Origin of the sequence: Roseovarius sp. 10 (assembly GCF_033100315.1) — a bacterium.
GTDB lineage: Bacteria > Pseudomonadota > Alphaproteobacteria > Rhodobacterales > Rhodobacteraceae > M30B80.
The window spans coordinates 146,483-161,064 of record NZ_JAWLVH010000002.1 but is presented as its reverse complement, the minus strand read 5'-3'; the positions used below and the strand labels follow the sequence as shown (position 1 = coordinate 161,064).

16 protein-coding genes and 1 pseudogene are annotated in these 14,582 nt (G+C 55.2%); all 17 read left to right on the top strand.

What is annotated here, in order from left to right; genetic code table 11:
* Nucleotides 1-84: 84 nt before the first annotated feature.
* The 17 genes and pseudogenes from RYZ18_RS08005 to nuoL all read left to right on the top strand — a co-directional run bounded on the left by RYZ18_RS08005 (nucleotide 85) and on the right by nuoL (nucleotide 14,573).
* Nucleotides 85-450 (top strand): NADH-quinone oxidoreductase subunit A, encoded by a 366-nt coding sequence (locus RYZ18_RS08005; RefSeq protein ID WP_317656069.1) that lies wholly within the window; start codon nucleotides 85-87, stop codon nucleotides 448-450.
* Nucleotides 441-974, top strand: coding sequence for a NuoB/complex I 20 kDa subunit family protein (locus RYZ18_RS08000; protein ID WP_317656068.1), 534 nt, complete (start codon nucleotides 441-443; stop codon nucleotides 972-974). The genes RYZ18_RS08005 and RYZ18_RS08000 overlap by 10 nt, the downstream gene beginning before the upstream one ends.
* Nucleotides 975-1,022: 48 nt before the next feature.
* Nucleotides 1,023-1,646, top strand: a complete 624-nt coding sequence (locus tag RYZ18_RS07995; RefSeq protein WP_317656067.1) for an NADH-quinone oxidoreductase subunit C — start codon at nucleotides 1,023-1,025, stop codon at nucleotides 1,644-1,646.
* The gene (locus RYZ18_RS07990; RefSeq protein ID WP_317656687.1) at nucleotides 1,646-2,866 is read left to right on the top strand and encodes an NADH-quinone oxidoreductase subunit D; all 1,221 of its coding nucleotides are present in this window, start codon (nucleotides 1,646-1,648) and stop codon (nucleotides 2,864-2,866) included. The genes RYZ18_RS07995 and RYZ18_RS07990 overlap by 1 nt, the downstream gene beginning before the upstream one ends.
* A 66-nt stretch (nucleotides 2,867-2,932) precedes the next feature.
* A pseudogene (gene nuoE, locus RYZ18_RS07985) lies at nucleotides 2,933-3,787 on the top strand (NADH-quinone oxidoreductase subunit NuoE); the annotation flags it as partial.
* Nucleotides 3,788-3,981: 194 nt separating this feature from the next.
* On the top strand, nucleotides 3,982-4,671 hold the full coding sequence (locus tag RYZ18_RS07980) for a hypothetical protein (RefSeq protein ID WP_317656065.1): 690 nt from the start codon (nucleotides 3,982-3,984) through the stop codon (nucleotides 4,669-4,671).
* A 126-nt stretch (nucleotides 4,672-4,797) separates the two neighbouring features.
* The gene (locus tag RYZ18_RS07975; RefSeq protein ID WP_317656064.1) at nucleotides 4,798-5,070 is read left to right on the top strand and encodes a DUF5337 domain-containing protein; all 273 of its coding nucleotides are present in this window, start codon (nucleotides 4,798-4,800) and stop codon (nucleotides 5,068-5,070) included.
* A gap of 3 nt (nucleotides 5,071-5,073) precedes the next feature.
* Nucleotides 5,074-6,360, top strand: coding sequence for an NADH-quinone oxidoreductase subunit NuoF (gene nuoF, locus RYZ18_RS07970; RefSeq protein ID WP_317656062.1), 1,287 nt, complete (start codon nucleotides 5,074-5,076; stop codon nucleotides 6,358-6,360).
* A 117-nt stretch (nucleotides 6,361-6,477) separates the two neighbouring features.
* Nucleotides 6,478-6,921, top strand: a complete 444-nt coding sequence (locus tag RYZ18_RS07965; protein WP_317656060.1) for a DUF5333 domain-containing protein — start codon at nucleotides 6,478-6,480, stop codon at nucleotides 6,919-6,921.
* A gap of 70 nt (nucleotides 6,922-6,991) precedes the next feature.
* Nucleotides 6,992-9,013 (top strand): NADH-quinone oxidoreductase subunit NuoG, encoded by a 2,022-nt coding sequence (nuoG, locus tag RYZ18_RS07960; protein WP_317656058.1) that lies wholly within the window; start codon nucleotides 6,992-6,994, stop codon nucleotides 9,011-9,013.
* A 49-nt stretch (nucleotides 9,014-9,062) separates the two neighbouring features.
* The gene (locus RYZ18_RS07955) at nucleotides 9,063-9,449 is read left to right on the top strand and encodes a hypothetical protein (protein ID WP_317656686.1); all 387 of its coding nucleotides are present in this window, start codon (nucleotides 9,063-9,065) and stop codon (nucleotides 9,447-9,449) included.
* A gap of 7 nt (nucleotides 9,450-9,456) precedes the next feature.
* Nucleotides 9,457-10,494, top strand: a complete 1,038-nt coding sequence (gene nuoH, locus RYZ18_RS07950; RefSeq protein WP_317656056.1) for an NADH-quinone oxidoreductase subunit NuoH — start codon at nucleotides 9,457-9,459, stop codon at nucleotides 10,492-10,494.
* 3 nt (nucleotides 10,495-10,497) lie between these two features.
* Nucleotides 10,498-10,992 (top strand): NADH-quinone oxidoreductase subunit NuoI, encoded by a 495-nt coding sequence (gene nuoI, locus RYZ18_RS07945; RefSeq protein ID WP_317656054.1) that lies wholly within the window; start codon nucleotides 10,498-10,500, stop codon nucleotides 10,990-10,992.
* Nucleotides 10,993-11,015: 23 nt separating this feature from the next.
* A complete protein-coding gene (locus RYZ18_RS07940; protein WP_317656053.1) occupies nucleotides 11,016-11,432 on the top strand; it encodes a carboxymuconolactone decarboxylase family protein in 417 nt (138 codons plus the stop codon).
* Between the two features lie 3 nt (nucleotides 11,433-11,435).
* Nucleotides 11,436-12,050 carry an NADH-quinone oxidoreductase subunit J gene (locus RYZ18_RS07935; RefSeq protein ID WP_317656051.1) on the top strand — a complete coding sequence of 205 codons (615 nt, stop codon included), beginning with the start codon at nucleotides 11,436-11,438 and terminating at the stop codon, nucleotides 12,048-12,050.
* 68 nt (nucleotides 12,051-12,118) lie between these two features.
* Entirely contained in the window at nucleotides 12,119-12,427 is a 309-nt protein-coding gene (gene nuoK / locus RYZ18_RS07930) for an NADH-quinone oxidoreductase subunit NuoK (protein ID WP_317656049.1), read from the top strand.
* Nucleotides 12,428-12,431: 4 nt separating this feature from the next.
* Nucleotides 12,432-14,573 (top strand): NADH-quinone oxidoreductase subunit L, encoded by a 2,142-nt coding sequence (nuoL, locus tag RYZ18_RS07925; RefSeq protein WP_317656048.1) that lies wholly within the window; start codon nucleotides 12,432-12,434, stop codon nucleotides 14,571-14,573.
* Nucleotides 14,574-14,582 lie beyond the last annotated feature (9 nt).

Below are 14,582 nucleotides of genomic sequence, written 5' to 3'. Positions count from 1 at the left end.
GTTGACCACTTCAAGGCTTGGCGCTAGACCCTGCGCTGACCGGACACCCTTTGCCACGGTTCCTGACAACCGAGGGAGAGCATCTTGCAAGACCTTCTTTCTGAATACGCGCCAATTTTGATCTTTCTTGCCATGGCCATCGGCCTTGGCCTGATCCTGATTTTGGCTGCTGTGATTGTCGCTGTGCGCAATCCTGATCCTGAAAAAGTTTCCGCCTATGAATGCGGGTTCAACGCCTTTGATGATGCGCGCATGAAATTTGATGTGCGTTTCTATCTGGTGTCGATCCTGTTCATCATCTTTGATTTGGAAATCGCGTTCCTGTTCCCATGGGCGGTTGCTTTCCCAGATATGTCGATGACGGCGTTCTGGTCGATGATGGTGTTCTTAGGCGTGCTGACCATTGGCTTTGCCTATGAATGGAAGAAAGGAGCGCTGGAATGGGAGTGATGACAGGTCAAAACACCGCAGGTGTGGACAAAGAGGTCGCCACCCAAGCGCTTAATCGCGAGCTTCAGGATAAAGGGTTTTTGTTGACCTCGACAGAGGACATCATCAACTGGGCGCGCACGGGCAGCTTGCATTGGATGACATTTGGTCTGGCATGCTGCGCGGTTGAGATGATGCATACCTCAATGCCTCGCTATGATGCAGAGCGGTTCGGGATCGCCCCACGCGCCTCTCCACGCCAGTCGGATGTTATGATCGTGGCGGGCACTTTGACCAATAAAATGGCCCCTGCGTTGCGTAAGGTTTACGACCAGATGCCTGAACCGCGCTACGTGATCTCGATGGGATCTTGTGCGAATGGCGGCGGTTATTACCATTACAGCTATTCCGTTGTGCGCGGCTGTGATCGGATTGTGCCAGTGGATATTTATGTTCCTGGCTGCCCTCCGACCGCTGAAGCGCTGCTTTATGGTATCCTTCAGTTGCAGCGCAAAATCCGCCGCACGGGAACGATTACGCGCTAAGGCGCATTTTTGGGCGCAAAGCGCCCGAACCAAAAAGAGAGTGACGCAATGAGCGACCAGGCCTTGCAAGAATTGGCGAACTATCTGGCCGAAAAGCAGCCCGAAGCCGTGATGGGCAGCACCATCACACGCGGCGAATTGACGGTCGAGGTCTCCTTGGCCCATCTGTTGGCTTTCGTGGAATTCTTGAAACTCGACCGCAATTGCGCCTTCTCGACCTTGGTCGATGTGACCGCTGTGGATTACCCCGGTCGGGAGCGGCGTTTTGATTTGGTCTGGCATTTCTTGTCCATGTATCAAAATCAGCGCATCCGCCTTAAAGCGGCGCTGCGCGAGGATGAGATGGCCCCCTCCATCGTGTCGATTCACCCATCGGCGAATTGGTTCGAGCGTGAAGTGTTCGATATGTTCGGCATTCTTTTTACAGGCCATCCCGATCTGCGCCGCATTTTGACCGATTACGGCTTTCGCGGTCATCCGTTGCGCAAGGATTTCCCGACCACTGGCTATGTCGAGCTGCGCTATGACGAAGCGCTTAAGCGTGTGGTCTACGAGCCTGTAAAACTGGTTCAGGAATACCGCCAATTTGATTTCATGAGCCCATGGGAGGGCGCGCAATATGTGCTGCCCGGGGATGAGAAGGCAGACCAAGCCAAGGAGGCGCAGAAATGATGGACGGCTCCAAAGGATTTGAAGACGCGTTGACAGGCGAGCAGAAAATTCGCAATTTCAATATCAATTTCGGGCCACAACACCCCGCCGCGCATGGCGTGTTGCGTTTGGTGCTAGAATTGGACGGCGAGATTTGCGAGCGCTGCGATCCGCATATTGGTCTTTTGCATCGCGGCACAGAAAAGCTGATGGAAAGCCGCACCTATCTGCAAAACCTGCCCTATTTCGACCGTTTGGATTACGTTGGCACGATGAACCAAGAGCACGCATGGTGCTTGGCGATCGAACGTATGACAGGTGTCGAGGTGCCGCGCCGCGCCCAGTTGATCCGTGTTCTCTACTGCGAGATCGGGCGTATCTTGAACCATTTGCTGAACGTAACCACGCAGGCGATGGATGTGGGCGCACTGACGCCACCCCTTTGGGGCTTTGAGGAGCGCGAAAAGCTGATGGTGTTCTACGAGCGCGCCTGTGGTGCGCGTTTGCACGCAGCCTATTTCCGCCCCGGTGGCGTGCACCAAGACCTGCCCCCTGAATTGATTGCGGATATCGATACATGGGCGCAGGACTTCCCGCGCGTATTGTCAGATATTGACGGGCTTTTGACCGAAAACCGCATCTTCAAACAGCGCAATGTCGAAATTGGCATTGTGACAGAAGAAGATATTCAAAACTGGGCATTCTCGGGGGTTATGGCGCGCGGGTCTGGTTTGGCATGGGATTTGCGCCGCGCGCAGCCTTATGAATGCTATGACGAGTTCGAATTCCAAATCCCTGTGGGCAAGAATGGCGATTGTTATGATCGCTATCTGTGCCGCATGGAGGAAATGCGCCAATCCATTTCGATCATCCGCCAAGCTTGTGCCAAGTTGCAAATGCCTGAAAATCAGGGCGATGTTCTGGCACGCGGCAAGATCACCCCGCCCTCACGCGGTGAGATGAAAACCTCGATGGAGGCGCTGATCCATCACTTCAAACTTTACACCGAGGGCTTCCACGTCCCTGAGGGCGAAATTTACGCCGCGGTCGAGGCCCCGAAAGGTGAGTTTGGTGTCTATCTGGTTTCTGATGGCAGCAACAAACCTTACCGTTCTAAGATCCGCGCCCCTGGATTTGCGCATCTTCAGGCGATGGATCACCTATGCCGCGGCCACCAATTGGCGGATGTTTCTGCTGTTCTTGGCTCGCTTGATGTTGTGTTTGGTGAGATTGACCGCTGATCCTGTATCGGCCTTTGCAGCGGCGGGATCACCGCCGCGTTCAACCTGTTGACGGAAAACTTTACGATGCTCAGACGCCTTCATTCGGAACAGCCAGATAGCTTTGCCTTTACCCCTGAAAATCAGGCATGGGCTCAGGCGCAGATCACCAAATATCCCGAAGGACGTCAGGCTTCGGCGATTATTCCCCTGTTGTGGCGCGCACAAGAACAGGAAGGGTGGCTCAGCAAGCCTGCGATTGAATATGTCGCTGATATGCTCGGCATGGCCTATATCCGTGCCTTGGAAGTCGCGACCTTCTATTTCATGTTCCAATTGCAGCCCGTGGGCAGCGTGGCGCACATTCAGGTTTGCGGCACCACCTCCTGCATGATCTGTGGCGCGGAAGATTTGATTGGCATTTGCCGCGAGAAAATTGCCCCCAACCCGCATGAGCTGTCGAAAGATGGTAAGTTTTCGTGGGAAGAGGTCGAATGTTTGGGCGCCTGTTCCAACGCGCCGATGGCGCAGATCGGCAAGGACTATTACGAAGACCTGACGGCGGCGCGCCTGTCTGAGATTATTGATGAATTGTCGGCAGGCAAGGTGCCGACACCGGGGCCACAAAATGGCCGCTACACATCCGAGCCTGCATCGGGTCTGACCAGTTTGGCCGCACATGAAAAGGGCCGCGATCCGCTGAATGCCTCCGCGCGATTGGCGGCGGATATCGGTGATACGGTCAAGCGGATTGATGGCACCGAGGTGCCATTGCTGGCCCCTTGGGGTAAGCAGTCATCGGCTGGCCTTCCCAAGGAGGCCGCGCGGCCTAAACCCGCAAATGCGGCGAAGAAAGCCCCTGCGAAAAAGCCTGCTGCGAAGAAACCAGCCGCCAAAAAGGCGGCAGCAAAGCCCACATCGCGCAAGCCAAAGTCGAGCGAATAAGCGGCTGAACCACGTAAAATTCGGATCAATTCCACAAAAAACCCGCTTTTATGGCGGGTTTTTTACATCTTACCCCATGAAAAGATGTTTTTTATATGTGAAAAGATAGGGTAAGTTGCGGGGCATTAAGGCGCGACAGGCGCATGTCGAAATCAGTGATCAAAAATCTACGATCAGACGGGGGAAAATAAATGAGCGAGAATTCAGGGGGTTTGACCTGTGCAGCTGTGTCATGGGGCTTGGCGGCATTGGTCGGCGCATTTGCAGGGGTGCTTGTGGCAGTCCTTGGTGATTGGAGCTTTATGCAAGCCGTGTTTGCGGCCGTGATCGTGGCAGTTGGTGTGGGATTGTTTTTGATGCTCACGCTGTGTCGCAGCTTGCCTGAGCCCGCCAATAAGAGTGTGTCTGCGCCACAGCCCGCAACGCCAAAACCCGCGGCCCCGAAGGCGGCGGCACCTGCAGCATCCGCAACCACAAAACCTGCTGCAAAACCTAAAGCCGCCCCCAAGCCAAAAGCAGCGGCAAAATCCAAAGCCGCAGCAAAACCCAAAGCGCCTGCCAAAGCCGCCGCGCCTGCGGCCACGACAGGCGCAGGCACGCGCCCTGCCGCCTTGAGCGCCGCGCGCGCCTCGGGCGCGGATGATCTGAAAATGATCAAAGGCGTTGGCCCGAAACTGGAGGCGTTGCTCAATCGTCTAGGGTTTTACCATTTTGACCAAGTGGCCTCTTGGACGGCGGATGAGGTCGCATGGGTTGATCAGAACCTCGAAGGGTTCAAGGGCCGCGTCAGCCGCGATAATTGGGTTGCGCAAGCCAAAACCTTGGCCACAGGTGGGCAAACGGAATTCTCAAAACGCGTTGGCGATGGGGATGTCTACTAAGTCCTAATGCGAATTCCTGCAAAAGGCGGCCCTGCATCCCAGATGCGGGGCCGCTTTTTCTTGCAGCTTGCAGCCACCCCCGTTACAACCCCGAGCAAATGACATGCCATGTTGCAGACCAAATGAATGACCCGCAAACTGCCCATGCAAAACGCTGAAGATGCCGCGCTCGACCGCAAGGGGCGGGTGGCTGCCTTGGTTATTGCGGGGGCAATGCTGTTGTGGATGTTGATGCAGGCCATTGGTGCCCATCTTGGGTGGCCTGCGAGACTGGCTTTTTTGTTTGACCTTGCGGCAATTGCGGCCCTTTTCTGGGCGCTTGTGGTAACGTATCAGGTATGGCAAGGCCGTAAAAAACTCCGTGCGGGGCACGGACAGCGCCAGAACGACAAGGACTAGGACATGCTTCAGGATAAAGACCGCATCTTTACCAACATCTATGGGATGCATGAGCGCAGCCTGAAAGGCGCAAAGGCGCGGGGCCATTGGGATGGCACCAAAGACCTGATTGCGCTGGGCCGTGACAAAATCATTGAGATCATGAAAGCATCGGGATTGCGGGGCCGTGGCGGGGCAGGGTTCCCCACAGGTCTGAAATGGTCCTTCATGCCGAAGGAAAGCGATGGTCGCCCCTCCTACTTGGTGGTGAATGCAGACGAATCTGAGCCTGGCACCTGTAAAGACCGCGAGATCATGCGCCATGATCCGCATACGCTGATTGAGGGGTGTTTGATCGCCTCTTTCGCGATGGGGGCCCATGCCTGCTACATCTATATCCGCGGTGAATATATCCGCGAACGCGAGGCCCTGCAGGCCGCGATTGATGAATGTTATGATGCGGGCCTTCTGGGCAAAAATGCCGCGAAATCGGGTTGGGATTTTGATCTATACCTGCATCACGGGGCAGGGGCCTATATTTGCGGCGAGGAAACCGCACTTCTTGAAAGCCTTGAGGGCAAAAAAGGCATGCCACGCATGAAGCCACCCTTCCCTGCGGGGGCGGGTCTTTATGGATGCCCGACCACGGTGAACAATGTCGAATCAATCGCAGTTGTGCCGACCATCCTGCGCCGTGGGGCTGAATGGTTTGCGGGCTTTGGGCGCCCCAATAATGCGGGGACAAAACTTTTTGCGATTTCTGGCCATGTGAACACCCCTTGCGTCGTGGAAGAGGCGATGTCGATCACCTTTGAGGAATTGATCGAGCGTCATTGCGGCGGCATTCGCGGTGGTTGGGATAACCTTAAGGCGGTCATTCCAGGTGGATCATCTGTGCCCTGTATCCGTGGTGAGGATATGCGCGAGGCCATCATGGATTTTGATTATCTGCGCGAACAGCGCTCTGGCCTTGGCACAGCAGCGGTGATCGTGATGGATAAATCCACAGACATCATCAAAGCGATTTGGCGTTTGTCGAAATTCTACAAACACGAATCTTGTGGCCAATGCACGCCTTGCCGCGAAGGCACGGGCTGGATGATGCGCGTGATGGATCGTTTGGTCAAAGGCGAGGCATCGGTTGAAGAAATCGATATGCTGCTTGATGTGACCAAGCAGGTTGAAGGTCATACAATTTGTGCGCTTGGCGATGCGGCTGCATGGCCGATCCAAGGTTTGATCCGCAATTTCCGTGATGAAATTGAAGATCGCATCAAATCAAAACGCGGTGCCGCGATTGCAGCAGAATGATAGAGAACGGGGCCCTTGGGGCCCCGTTTTTGTATCTATCTTTGGCCTAAGCCCTGCACGGGCTTGTGAATTGCGCTCTGGCACCCGATGTGGCCTGATTTGAATATGGTGACGCAGATGCACAAATCCCCACGAAATGGCCCGCGCGCAATGATGCGTGCCTTGGCCGTTACGCTGCTTTTGGCGGCTGCGGCGATGCCTGCAAGGGCTGAGGATCGCTTTGATGCCTTGCGCAACGATCCCCAAATTCATGAGGGTCTTTTGGTCATCTCAATCGGGCGATTGGTGCGCAATCATTGTGACAGTATCAATGCGCGGATTCTGCGCGCTTGGGCTTTTGCACAAAGCTTGGTTGATCGCGGCATATCCTTGGGCTATTCGCGTGCTGAGCTAGAAGACTATCTCGATAGCGATGCTGACAAAGCACGATACCGTGCCCTAGCAGCGGCCTATCTGGCAGAGCGCGAAGCAACTGTCGAAGATGCCCAATCTATGTGCAGATTGGGCCGCGACGAAATTTCTTCGCAGTCAGCCGTTGGCAGATTGCTTATTGAGGGTTAGAAGGCACCAAAAGCGAATTTGCAGGGCATAAATTCCAGACCCGCCCTGAGGCCAACGAAGGACCGCGCGCATGAGCGACCTGAGAAAAATCGTAATTGATGGGAATGAGATCGAGGTGGAAGGGGCGATGACCCTGATCCAAGCTTGTGAAGTGGCAGGAATCGAAATCCCGCGCTTCTGCTATCACGAGCGCCTCTCCATCGCGGGCAACTGCCGGATGTGTTTGGTTGAGGTTGTAGGCGGCCCCCCCAAACCTGCGGCCTCTTGCGCGATGCAGGTGCGCGATTTGCGCCCTGGCCCCGAAGGTCAGCCGCCTGTGGTGAAAACCAATTCGCCTATGGTCAAAAAGGCCCGCGAAGGGGTGATGGAGTTTCTTCTGATCAACCACCCGCTGGATTGCCCGATCTGTGACCAAGGCGGTGAATGTGATCTGCAAGATCAGGCCATGGCTTATGGCGTGGATTTCAGCCGGTATCGCGAACCCAAACGTGCCTCAGAAGATTTGGATTTGGGCCCCTTGGTCGAAACCCATATGACGCGCTGCATTTCCTGCACGCGCTGCGTGCGCTTCACCACTGAGGTGGCAGGGATCACCCAAATGGGCCAGACAGGCCGTGGCGAGGATGCAGAGATCACCTCTTATCTTGGGGAAACGCTGAATTCGAACTTGCAGGGCAACATTATCGACCTGTGCCCCGTGGGCGCGCTGACCTCCAAGCCTTATGCCTTTACCGCGCGGCCTTGGGAGTTGAGCAAGACCGAGACAATCGATGTCATGGACGCGCTTGGCAGCAACATCCGCGTGGATACAAAAGGGCGCGAAGTGATGCGTATCCTGCCGCGCAACCATGATGGCGTGAACGAGGAATGGATTTCGGATAAAACCCGCTTTGTGTGGGATGGCCTGCGCCGCCAGCGGCTTGATGTGCCCTATATCCGCGAAAAAGGTAAATTGCGCAAAGCAACGTGGGGCGAGGCTTTGGCCAAAGCCGCCGAGGCGCTGAAAGGCGCTAAGAAAATTGCGGGTCTCGTGGGTGATTTGGCCCCCGTTGAGGCGATTTTCGCAATGAAACAGATGATCGAGGGTCAAGGTGGCGTTGTAGAATGCCGCACCGATGGCGCGAAATTGCCCGAAGCCAATCGCGCGACCTATGTGGGCACAGCGGCGATTGAAGATATTGATCACGCAGATCATATCATCCTCATTGGCACCAACCCCCGCCTCGAGGCCCCCGTGCTCAATGCGCGGATTCGCAAAGCATGGGCGCGCGGCGCAAATGTCGAGGTGATCGGCGAAGCGGCTGATCTGACCTATGACTATGCACATCTTGGCACAGATCGTGCGGCCTTGGAGAAAACCTTGTCCCGTGCGGCAGGGGCGGTCGCAAAGCAGGCATCACTGGTCATCATCGGCCAAGGCGCCCTGCGCGAGGCCGATGGCGAGGCGGTTTTGGCCGCAGCGCAAGCCTTGGCTGAGAAAACCAAATCGGGCCTCTTGGTCTTGCACACGGCCGCGGCCCGCGTGGGCGCGATGGATGTGGGCGCTGTTACCAAGGGGGGGCTGACCGCCGCGGTAAAAGATGCGGATGTCATCTATAACCTCGGCGCAGATGAGGTTGAGATCGCCGATGGTGCCTTTGTTATCTATCAAGGCAGCCATGGGGATCGTGGCGCGCATCGTGCGGATGTCATTCTGCCTGCTGCGGCTTATACCGAAGAAAATGGCCTCTTCGTAAACACCGAGGGGCGTCCGCAATTGGCGCTGCGCGCGAATTTCCCGCCCAATGAGGCCAAGGAAAATTGGGCGATTTTGCGCGCGCTTTCCGCTGAATTGGGCGCGACATTGCCTTACGACACCCAAACCCAATTGCGTCAGGCCTTGGTGAAAGCCGTGCCGCATTTGGCTATGGTGGACGAGTTGCCCGCAAATTCAGGCGCGGCTCTGACGCAAAAGGCCTTGGGCAAGGCAGATTTCAAATCGGCCATTGCAGATCATTACCTAACCAACCCGATTGCCCGTGCCAGCCAATTGATGGCCGAGCTATCGGCGAATGCAAAGGCGCGTAATGCGGCCGCACTGGCGGCTGAATGAAGAAATGATGTTCCGCGATTTACATCATATTATCTCGAAACGGGGTTCTATGATGATCGCGGGGCTGATATGGGCGGGCTTAGGCCTTGCGGGATGCCAGACCATTCCGCGTTACGATCAAGGGCCACCCGCTTTTTATGACGGTGTAGAGACAAGACTACTGGACGACGACTTGGTGAATTTCATCGTGCAAATGTCAGGCGCGGCCACGACAAGTAATGTCGAGGACTATGCCAAATGTGCGGCAGCGCAATATGCGCTGATCCGCGGATATGGTTTTGCGCGACATGTGCGCACAAATGTATACGAAGAGGGTGGCATTTGGCGCGGAGATGCGGTTTACACCATCTCGCCATCGCTCCCGCTCGGGTCGCAGACGATAGATGCAGAAGTCATCGTTGCGGCCTGTCAGGATAACGGCATACCGACGGTTTGAGGACGACATGGACGGTTTCTTATCAACCACGCCCGGAATGATGCTGATCATCGCAGCACAATGTTTGCTTGTGATCGGCTTTGTGATGGTTTCGCTACTTTTCCTTGTTTATGGCGACCGCAAAATCTGGGCGGCTGTTCAGATGCGCCGCGGCCCCAATGTGGTGGGTGTGTTCGGCCTGTTGCAGACCGTGGCCGATGCGCTGAAATATGTCGTGAAGGAGGTCGTGATCCCCGCAGGTGCGGATCGCCCCGTATTCCTTCTGGCGCCAATGACCAGTTTTGTCTTGGCCATGATTGCTTGGGCGGTGATCCCGTTCAACGATACATGGGTTTTGGCCGATTTGAACGTGGCAATCCTGTATGTTTTCGCGATTTCCTCGCTTGAGGTTTATGGCGTGATCATGGGGGGATGGGCGTCCAACTCGAAATATCCGTTCCTTGGCTCTTTGCGTTCGGCAGCGCAAATGATCTCTTATGAGGTGTCGATTGGTCTGATCATCGTTGGGGTGATCATTTCGACTGGATCGCTGAACTTTGGCGATATCGTGCGCGCGCAGGACGGGGATTTCGGCCTGTTCTCGTGGTATTGGTTGCCGCATTTGCCGATGGTGTTTTTGTTCTTCATCTCGGCGCTTGCCGAAACCAACCGCCCGCCCTTCGATCTGCCCGAAGCGGAATCGGAACTGGTCGCGGGCTATCAGGTTGAATATTCTTCGACACCATTCTTGCTGTTCATGGCCGGCGAATATATCGCAATTTTCTTGATGTGCGCGCTGATGACGCTGTTGTTCTTCGGCGGTTGGCTGTCGCCCATTCCAGGGGTCGCAGATGGCGCGCTGTGGATGGTCGCCAAGATGGCCGTATTCTTCTTCTTCTTCGCGATGGTAAAGGCGGTTGTGCCGCGCTACCGCTATGACCAATTGATGCGCATCGGTTGGAAAGTGTTCTTGCCTATGTCTTTGGCTTGGGTCGTTTTGGTCGCCTTCCTCGCAAAGTTTGAACTCTTTGGTGGGGCATATGCCCGTTGGGCAATTGGGGGCTGAACGATGACACAGATCGATTATACCCGCGCTGCAAAATATTTCTTGCTGGTCGACTTTTTTAAGGGCTTCAAGCTGGGCTTTAAGTATTTCTTTGCCCCCAAAGCGACCGTCAATTATCCGCATGAAAAGGGGCCGTTGTCGCCGCGTTTTCGCGGTGAACATGCGCTGCGCCGCTATCCTAATGGCGAAGAACGCTGCATCGCGTGTAAATTATGCGAGGCGATTTGCCCCGCACAGGCGATTACGATTGACGCTGAACCCCGCGAGGACGGCAGCCGCCGCACCACGCGCTACGATATCGATATGACAAAATGCATCTATTGCGGTTTCTGCCAAGAGGCTTGCCCTGTGGATGCGATTGTTGAAGGGCCGAATTTCGAATTCGCCACGGAAACCCGTGAAGAACTGTATTACGACAAGGCCAAACTTCTGGCCAATGGTGAGAGATGGGAAGCGGAAATTGCCCGCAACCTAGAGTTGGACGCGCCGTATCGGTAAGTCCGAACCTGTGAGTGTGTAAAATGAGTAACGAGTCCCCCCAGAACCCTTTCGAGGCATTGATGCGCCAAACGCAAGAGATGACACAGGACTTCCTCAAGGCGGTTAACCCCGCCATGGCGAATATTACTGCGTCAAATCTTGATAAACTGTGGCCCACCATGCCCGCCGAAATGATGGAGGCTTTCTTTGGAAAGCAATTCAATCCTGGGGGTTTGGACGCGAAAACGCGGCTGCTTTTGACCCTGCATGGTCTGACCGTTCAGGGCGCATTGGCCGAGGCGCAAATCCGTATGACGGTGCGCCACGCGGTCGAGGCAGGGGCAAGCCCGCAAGAGATTGCTGAGACCATTGGCATGGCCGCGATGTTTGGCGGTGTGCCTGCGATGAACAAAGCGATGGAACTGGCCAAAGCGGCCATTGACGAAGGCGAGGACTGAAATATGGGCGTGGCCGATATCACCTTCTATGCGTTTTCAACCGTTCTGGTTGCCGCAGCACTTTTGGTGGTGCTGGCCCGCAACCCCGTGCATTCGGTTCTGTGGCTGATCCTCAGCTTCCTGTCTGCGGCGGGTTTGTTCGTCCTTTTGGGCGCTGAATTTGTCGCGATGTTGCTGATCATTGTTTATGTGGGCGCGGTGGCGGTGTTGTTCCTCTTTGTGGTGATGATGTTGGATGTCGATTTCGCCGAACTTAAGGCGGGAATGGCGCAATATATGCCACTCGCGCTTTTGATTGGTGTGGTTTTGTTGATCCAACTGGGCCTTGCCTATGGCACATGGGCCTTTTCAGACGGGATTGATACTCGCCTTGGCAACCCAACCCCCGCAATTGATCAGATGCACAACACCAAAGCTTTGGGGATGATCCTTTATGATCATTACCTGTTGGTGTTCCAATTGGCAGGTTTGGTTTTGTTGGTTGCGATGGTGGGCGCGATTGTTCTGACGCTGCGCCACCGCGTAGACGTCAAACGCCAGAATGTCTTGGCACAAATGTATCGTGATCCTGCGAAAGCGATGGAACTAAAAGACGTAAAGCCTGGTCAAGGGCTGTGACATAAGCGGGGCTTTTGGCCCCGCAGAATATTGAATGACCATGAGGGAAACCCCCTCGGAGGGACGAGATGACGATCGGACTGGAACACTACCTGACGGTGGCGGCTGCGCTCTTTGTGATCGGGATTTTTGGCATCTTCCTCAATCGGAAGAATGTCATCGTAATCCTGATGTCAGTCGAATTGATTTTGCTATCGGTGAATATCAACCTTGTCGCCTTTTCCTCCTATTTGGGGGATTTGACGGGTCAGGTCTTTACCATGTTCGTCCTGACAGTCGCCGCGGCAGAGGCCGCGATTGGTCTTGCGATCCTTGTCTGTTTCTTCCGCAACCGTGGCACCATCGCGGTTGAAGATGTTTCGAATATGAAGGGCTGAGCCGATGGAAACGATCCTGCTTTTTGCACCGCTCATCGGCGCGCTTTTGGCTGGCTTTGGCTGGCGGTGGTTTGGTGAACAACTCGCCTGCATCATTGCAACCGCGCTTTTGTTCTTGTCGATGATCCTGTCTTGGGCCGTGTTCATCGGGTTTGATGGCGAAACCTATTCCATCTCAATCCTGCGTTGGGTGGAATCAGGCAGCCTGTTCACGGATTGGGCCATTCGCATTGATCGCTTGACGGCGATTATGTTGATTGTGATCACCTCTGTCTCGGCGCTGGTGCATCTTTATTCCTTTGGCTACATGGCGCATGACGACAATTTCCGCGAAGGCGAAAGTTATCGCCCGCGGTTCTTTGCCTATCTGTCGTTCTTCACTTTTGCCATGCTGATGCTGGTGACCGCGGATAACCTGTTGCAACTCTTTTTCGGGTGGGAAGGGGTCGGGGTCGCCTCCTATCTTTTGATTGGCTTCTACTTCCGCAAGCCAAGCGCAGGTGCGGCGGCGATGAAGGCCTTTATCGTCAACCGCGTTGGCGATTTCGGCTTCCTGTTGGGGATCTTCGGTCTGTATTGGATGGCGGACTCGATCCAATTCGATGTGATTTTGCCGATGGGTGCGGAATTGGCAGAGCAAAGCTTTGCCTTCCTCGGTTTTGAGGTAAATGCCGCCAATACAATCGCAATGCTGTTGTTCATCGGCGCGATGGGGAAATCGGCGCAGCTCTTGCTGCACACATGGTTGCCTGACGCGATGGAAGGCCCGACCCCTGTATCCGCGCTGATCCACGCTGCAACCATGGTGACGGCGGGGGTCTTCTTGGTCTGCCGTATGTCGCCGATTATGGAATACGCCCCCTATGCTACAAACTTCATCATCATCCTTGGCGCGCTGACCGCGTTCTTTGCGGCCACGGTTGGGTTGGTGCAGAACGATATCAAGCGCGTCATCGCCTATTCCACCTGTTCGCAATTGGGATATATGTTCGTTGCGGCAGGGGTTGGGGTTTATTCGGTGGCGATGTTCCACCTCTTTACCCACGCATTCTTCAAGGCCATGCTGTTCCTTGGCGCGGGCTCGGTCATCCACGCGATGCATCATGAGCAGGATATGCGCAATTACGGCGGATTGCGGAAGAAGATCCCCTATACATTCGCGGCCATGCTGATTGGCACATTGGCTATCACGGGCGTTGGTATCCCGCTGACCTATTATGGCTTTGCAGGGTTCCTGTCCAAAGACGCGGTGATTGAAAGCGCCTATGCCTTTGGCGGTGGTTTGGGCCATTACGCCTTCTGGATGTTGGTGATCGCTGCTGCCTTCACCAGCTTCTATTCATGGCGTTTGATGTTCCTCACCTTCTTTGGCACTCCGCGGGGTGACAAGCACACGCATGATCACGCACATGAAAGCCCTGTGGTGATGTTGATCCCGCTTGGCGTTCTGGCCTTTGGTGCGGTGTTTGCCGGTATGATCTGGCTGAAGCCGTTCTTTGGGCATCCAGATGAGGTCGGTAAATTCTTTGGCGTCCCCTATGCTGAGGCGATGGCCCATGGTGAAGGGGATGCAACCCATGGCACCGAAGGTCACACCGATGCGGCCATGGCCGAAGCAGGTCATGATGCCACCCATGCCGCCACGCATGAGGGCACAGCCGAAGCTGAACATCACTACGTCTTTACGGGCGCACCTGGTGAAGGGGCCATTCACCAAGCCCCGGATAACACGGTTCTCAGTGACGCGCATGAAGTGCCCAAATGGGTCAAAGTTGCGCCGTTTATCGCGATGTTGGGCGGGCTTCTTGTGGCTTATATCTTTTACATCGCTGTCCCAAGCCTTCCTGCCCGTTGGGCAGCGGTCAACCGCCCGCTTTATCTGTTCTTGCTGAACAAGTGGTATTTTGACGAGATTTATGACGCGGTCTTTGTGCGCCCTGCTCAGGCGATTGGCCGTGTCTTTTGGAAGCTTGGCGATACCAAAATCATTGACGGGGGGATCAACGGCCTTGCCCTTGGGATCATCCCCTTCCTAACCCGCCTCGCAGGGCGTGCGCAGTCGGGTTACGTTTTCCATTATGCATTTGCCATGGTGGTCGGTGTGGTAGCACTGATCACATGGATCAGCCTTTCGATCGGAGGCTAAGGGATTTCC

What these genes read in the sequence shown, in the direction of transcription:
- RYZ18_RS08000 (WP_317656068.1), top strand. Translation starts at nt 441, where the DNA reads ATGGGAGTGATGACAGGTCAAAACACCGCAGGTGTGGACAAAGAGGTC.
- RYZ18_RS07995 (WP_317656067.1), top strand. Translation starts at nt 1,023, where the DNA reads ATGAGCGACCAGGCCTTGCAAGAATTGGCGAACTATCTGGCCGAAAAG.
- RYZ18_RS07990 (WP_317656687.1), top strand. Translation starts at nt 1,646, where the DNA reads ATGGACGGCTCCAAAGGATTTGAAGACGCGTTGACAGGCGAGCAGAAA.
- RYZ18_RS07980 (WP_317656065.1), top strand. Translation starts at nt 3,982, where the DNA reads ATGAGCGAGAATTCAGGGGGTTTGACCTGTGCAGCTGTGTCATGGGGC.
- RYZ18_RS07975 (WP_317656064.1), top strand. Translation starts at nt 4,798, where the DNA reads ATGACCCGCAAACTGCCCATGCAAAACGCTGAAGATGCCGCGCTCGAC.
- nuoF (WP_317656062.1), top strand. Translation starts at nt 5,074, where the DNA reads ATGCTTCAGGATAAAGACCGCATCTTTACCAACATCTATGGGATGCAT.
- RYZ18_RS07965 (WP_317656060.1), top strand. Translation starts at nt 6,478, where the DNA reads ATGCACAAATCCCCACGAAATGGCCCGCGCGCAATGATGCGTGCCTTG.
- nuoG (WP_317656058.1), top strand. Translation starts at nt 6,992, where the DNA reads ATGAGCGACCTGAGAAAAATCGTAATTGATGGGAATGAGATCGAGGTG.
- RYZ18_RS07955 (WP_317656686.1), top strand. Translation starts at nt 9,063, where the DNA reads ATGATGATCGCGGGGCTGATATGGGCGGGCTTAGGCCTTGCGGGATGC.
- nuoH (WP_317656056.1), top strand. Translation starts at nt 9,457, where the DNA reads ATGGACGGTTTCTTATCAACCACGCCCGGAATGATGCTGATCATCGCA.
- nuoI (WP_317656054.1), top strand. Translation starts at nt 10,498, where the DNA reads ATGACACAGATCGATTATACCCGCGCTGCAAAATATTTCTTGCTGGTC.
- RYZ18_RS07940 (WP_317656053.1), top strand. Translation starts at nt 11,016, where the DNA reads ATGAGTAACGAGTCCCCCCAGAACCCTTTCGAGGCATTGATGCGCCAA.
- RYZ18_RS07935 (WP_317656051.1), top strand. Translation starts at nt 11,436, where the DNA reads ATGGGCGTGGCCGATATCACCTTCTATGCGTTTTCAACCGTTCTGGTT.
- nuoK (WP_317656049.1), top strand. Translation starts at nt 12,119, where the DNA reads ATGACGATCGGACTGGAACACTACCTGACGGTGGCGGCTGCGCTCTTT.
- nuoL (WP_317656048.1), top strand. Translation starts at nt 12,432, where the DNA reads ATGGAAACGATCCTGCTTTTTGCACCGCTCATCGGCGCGCTTTTGGCT.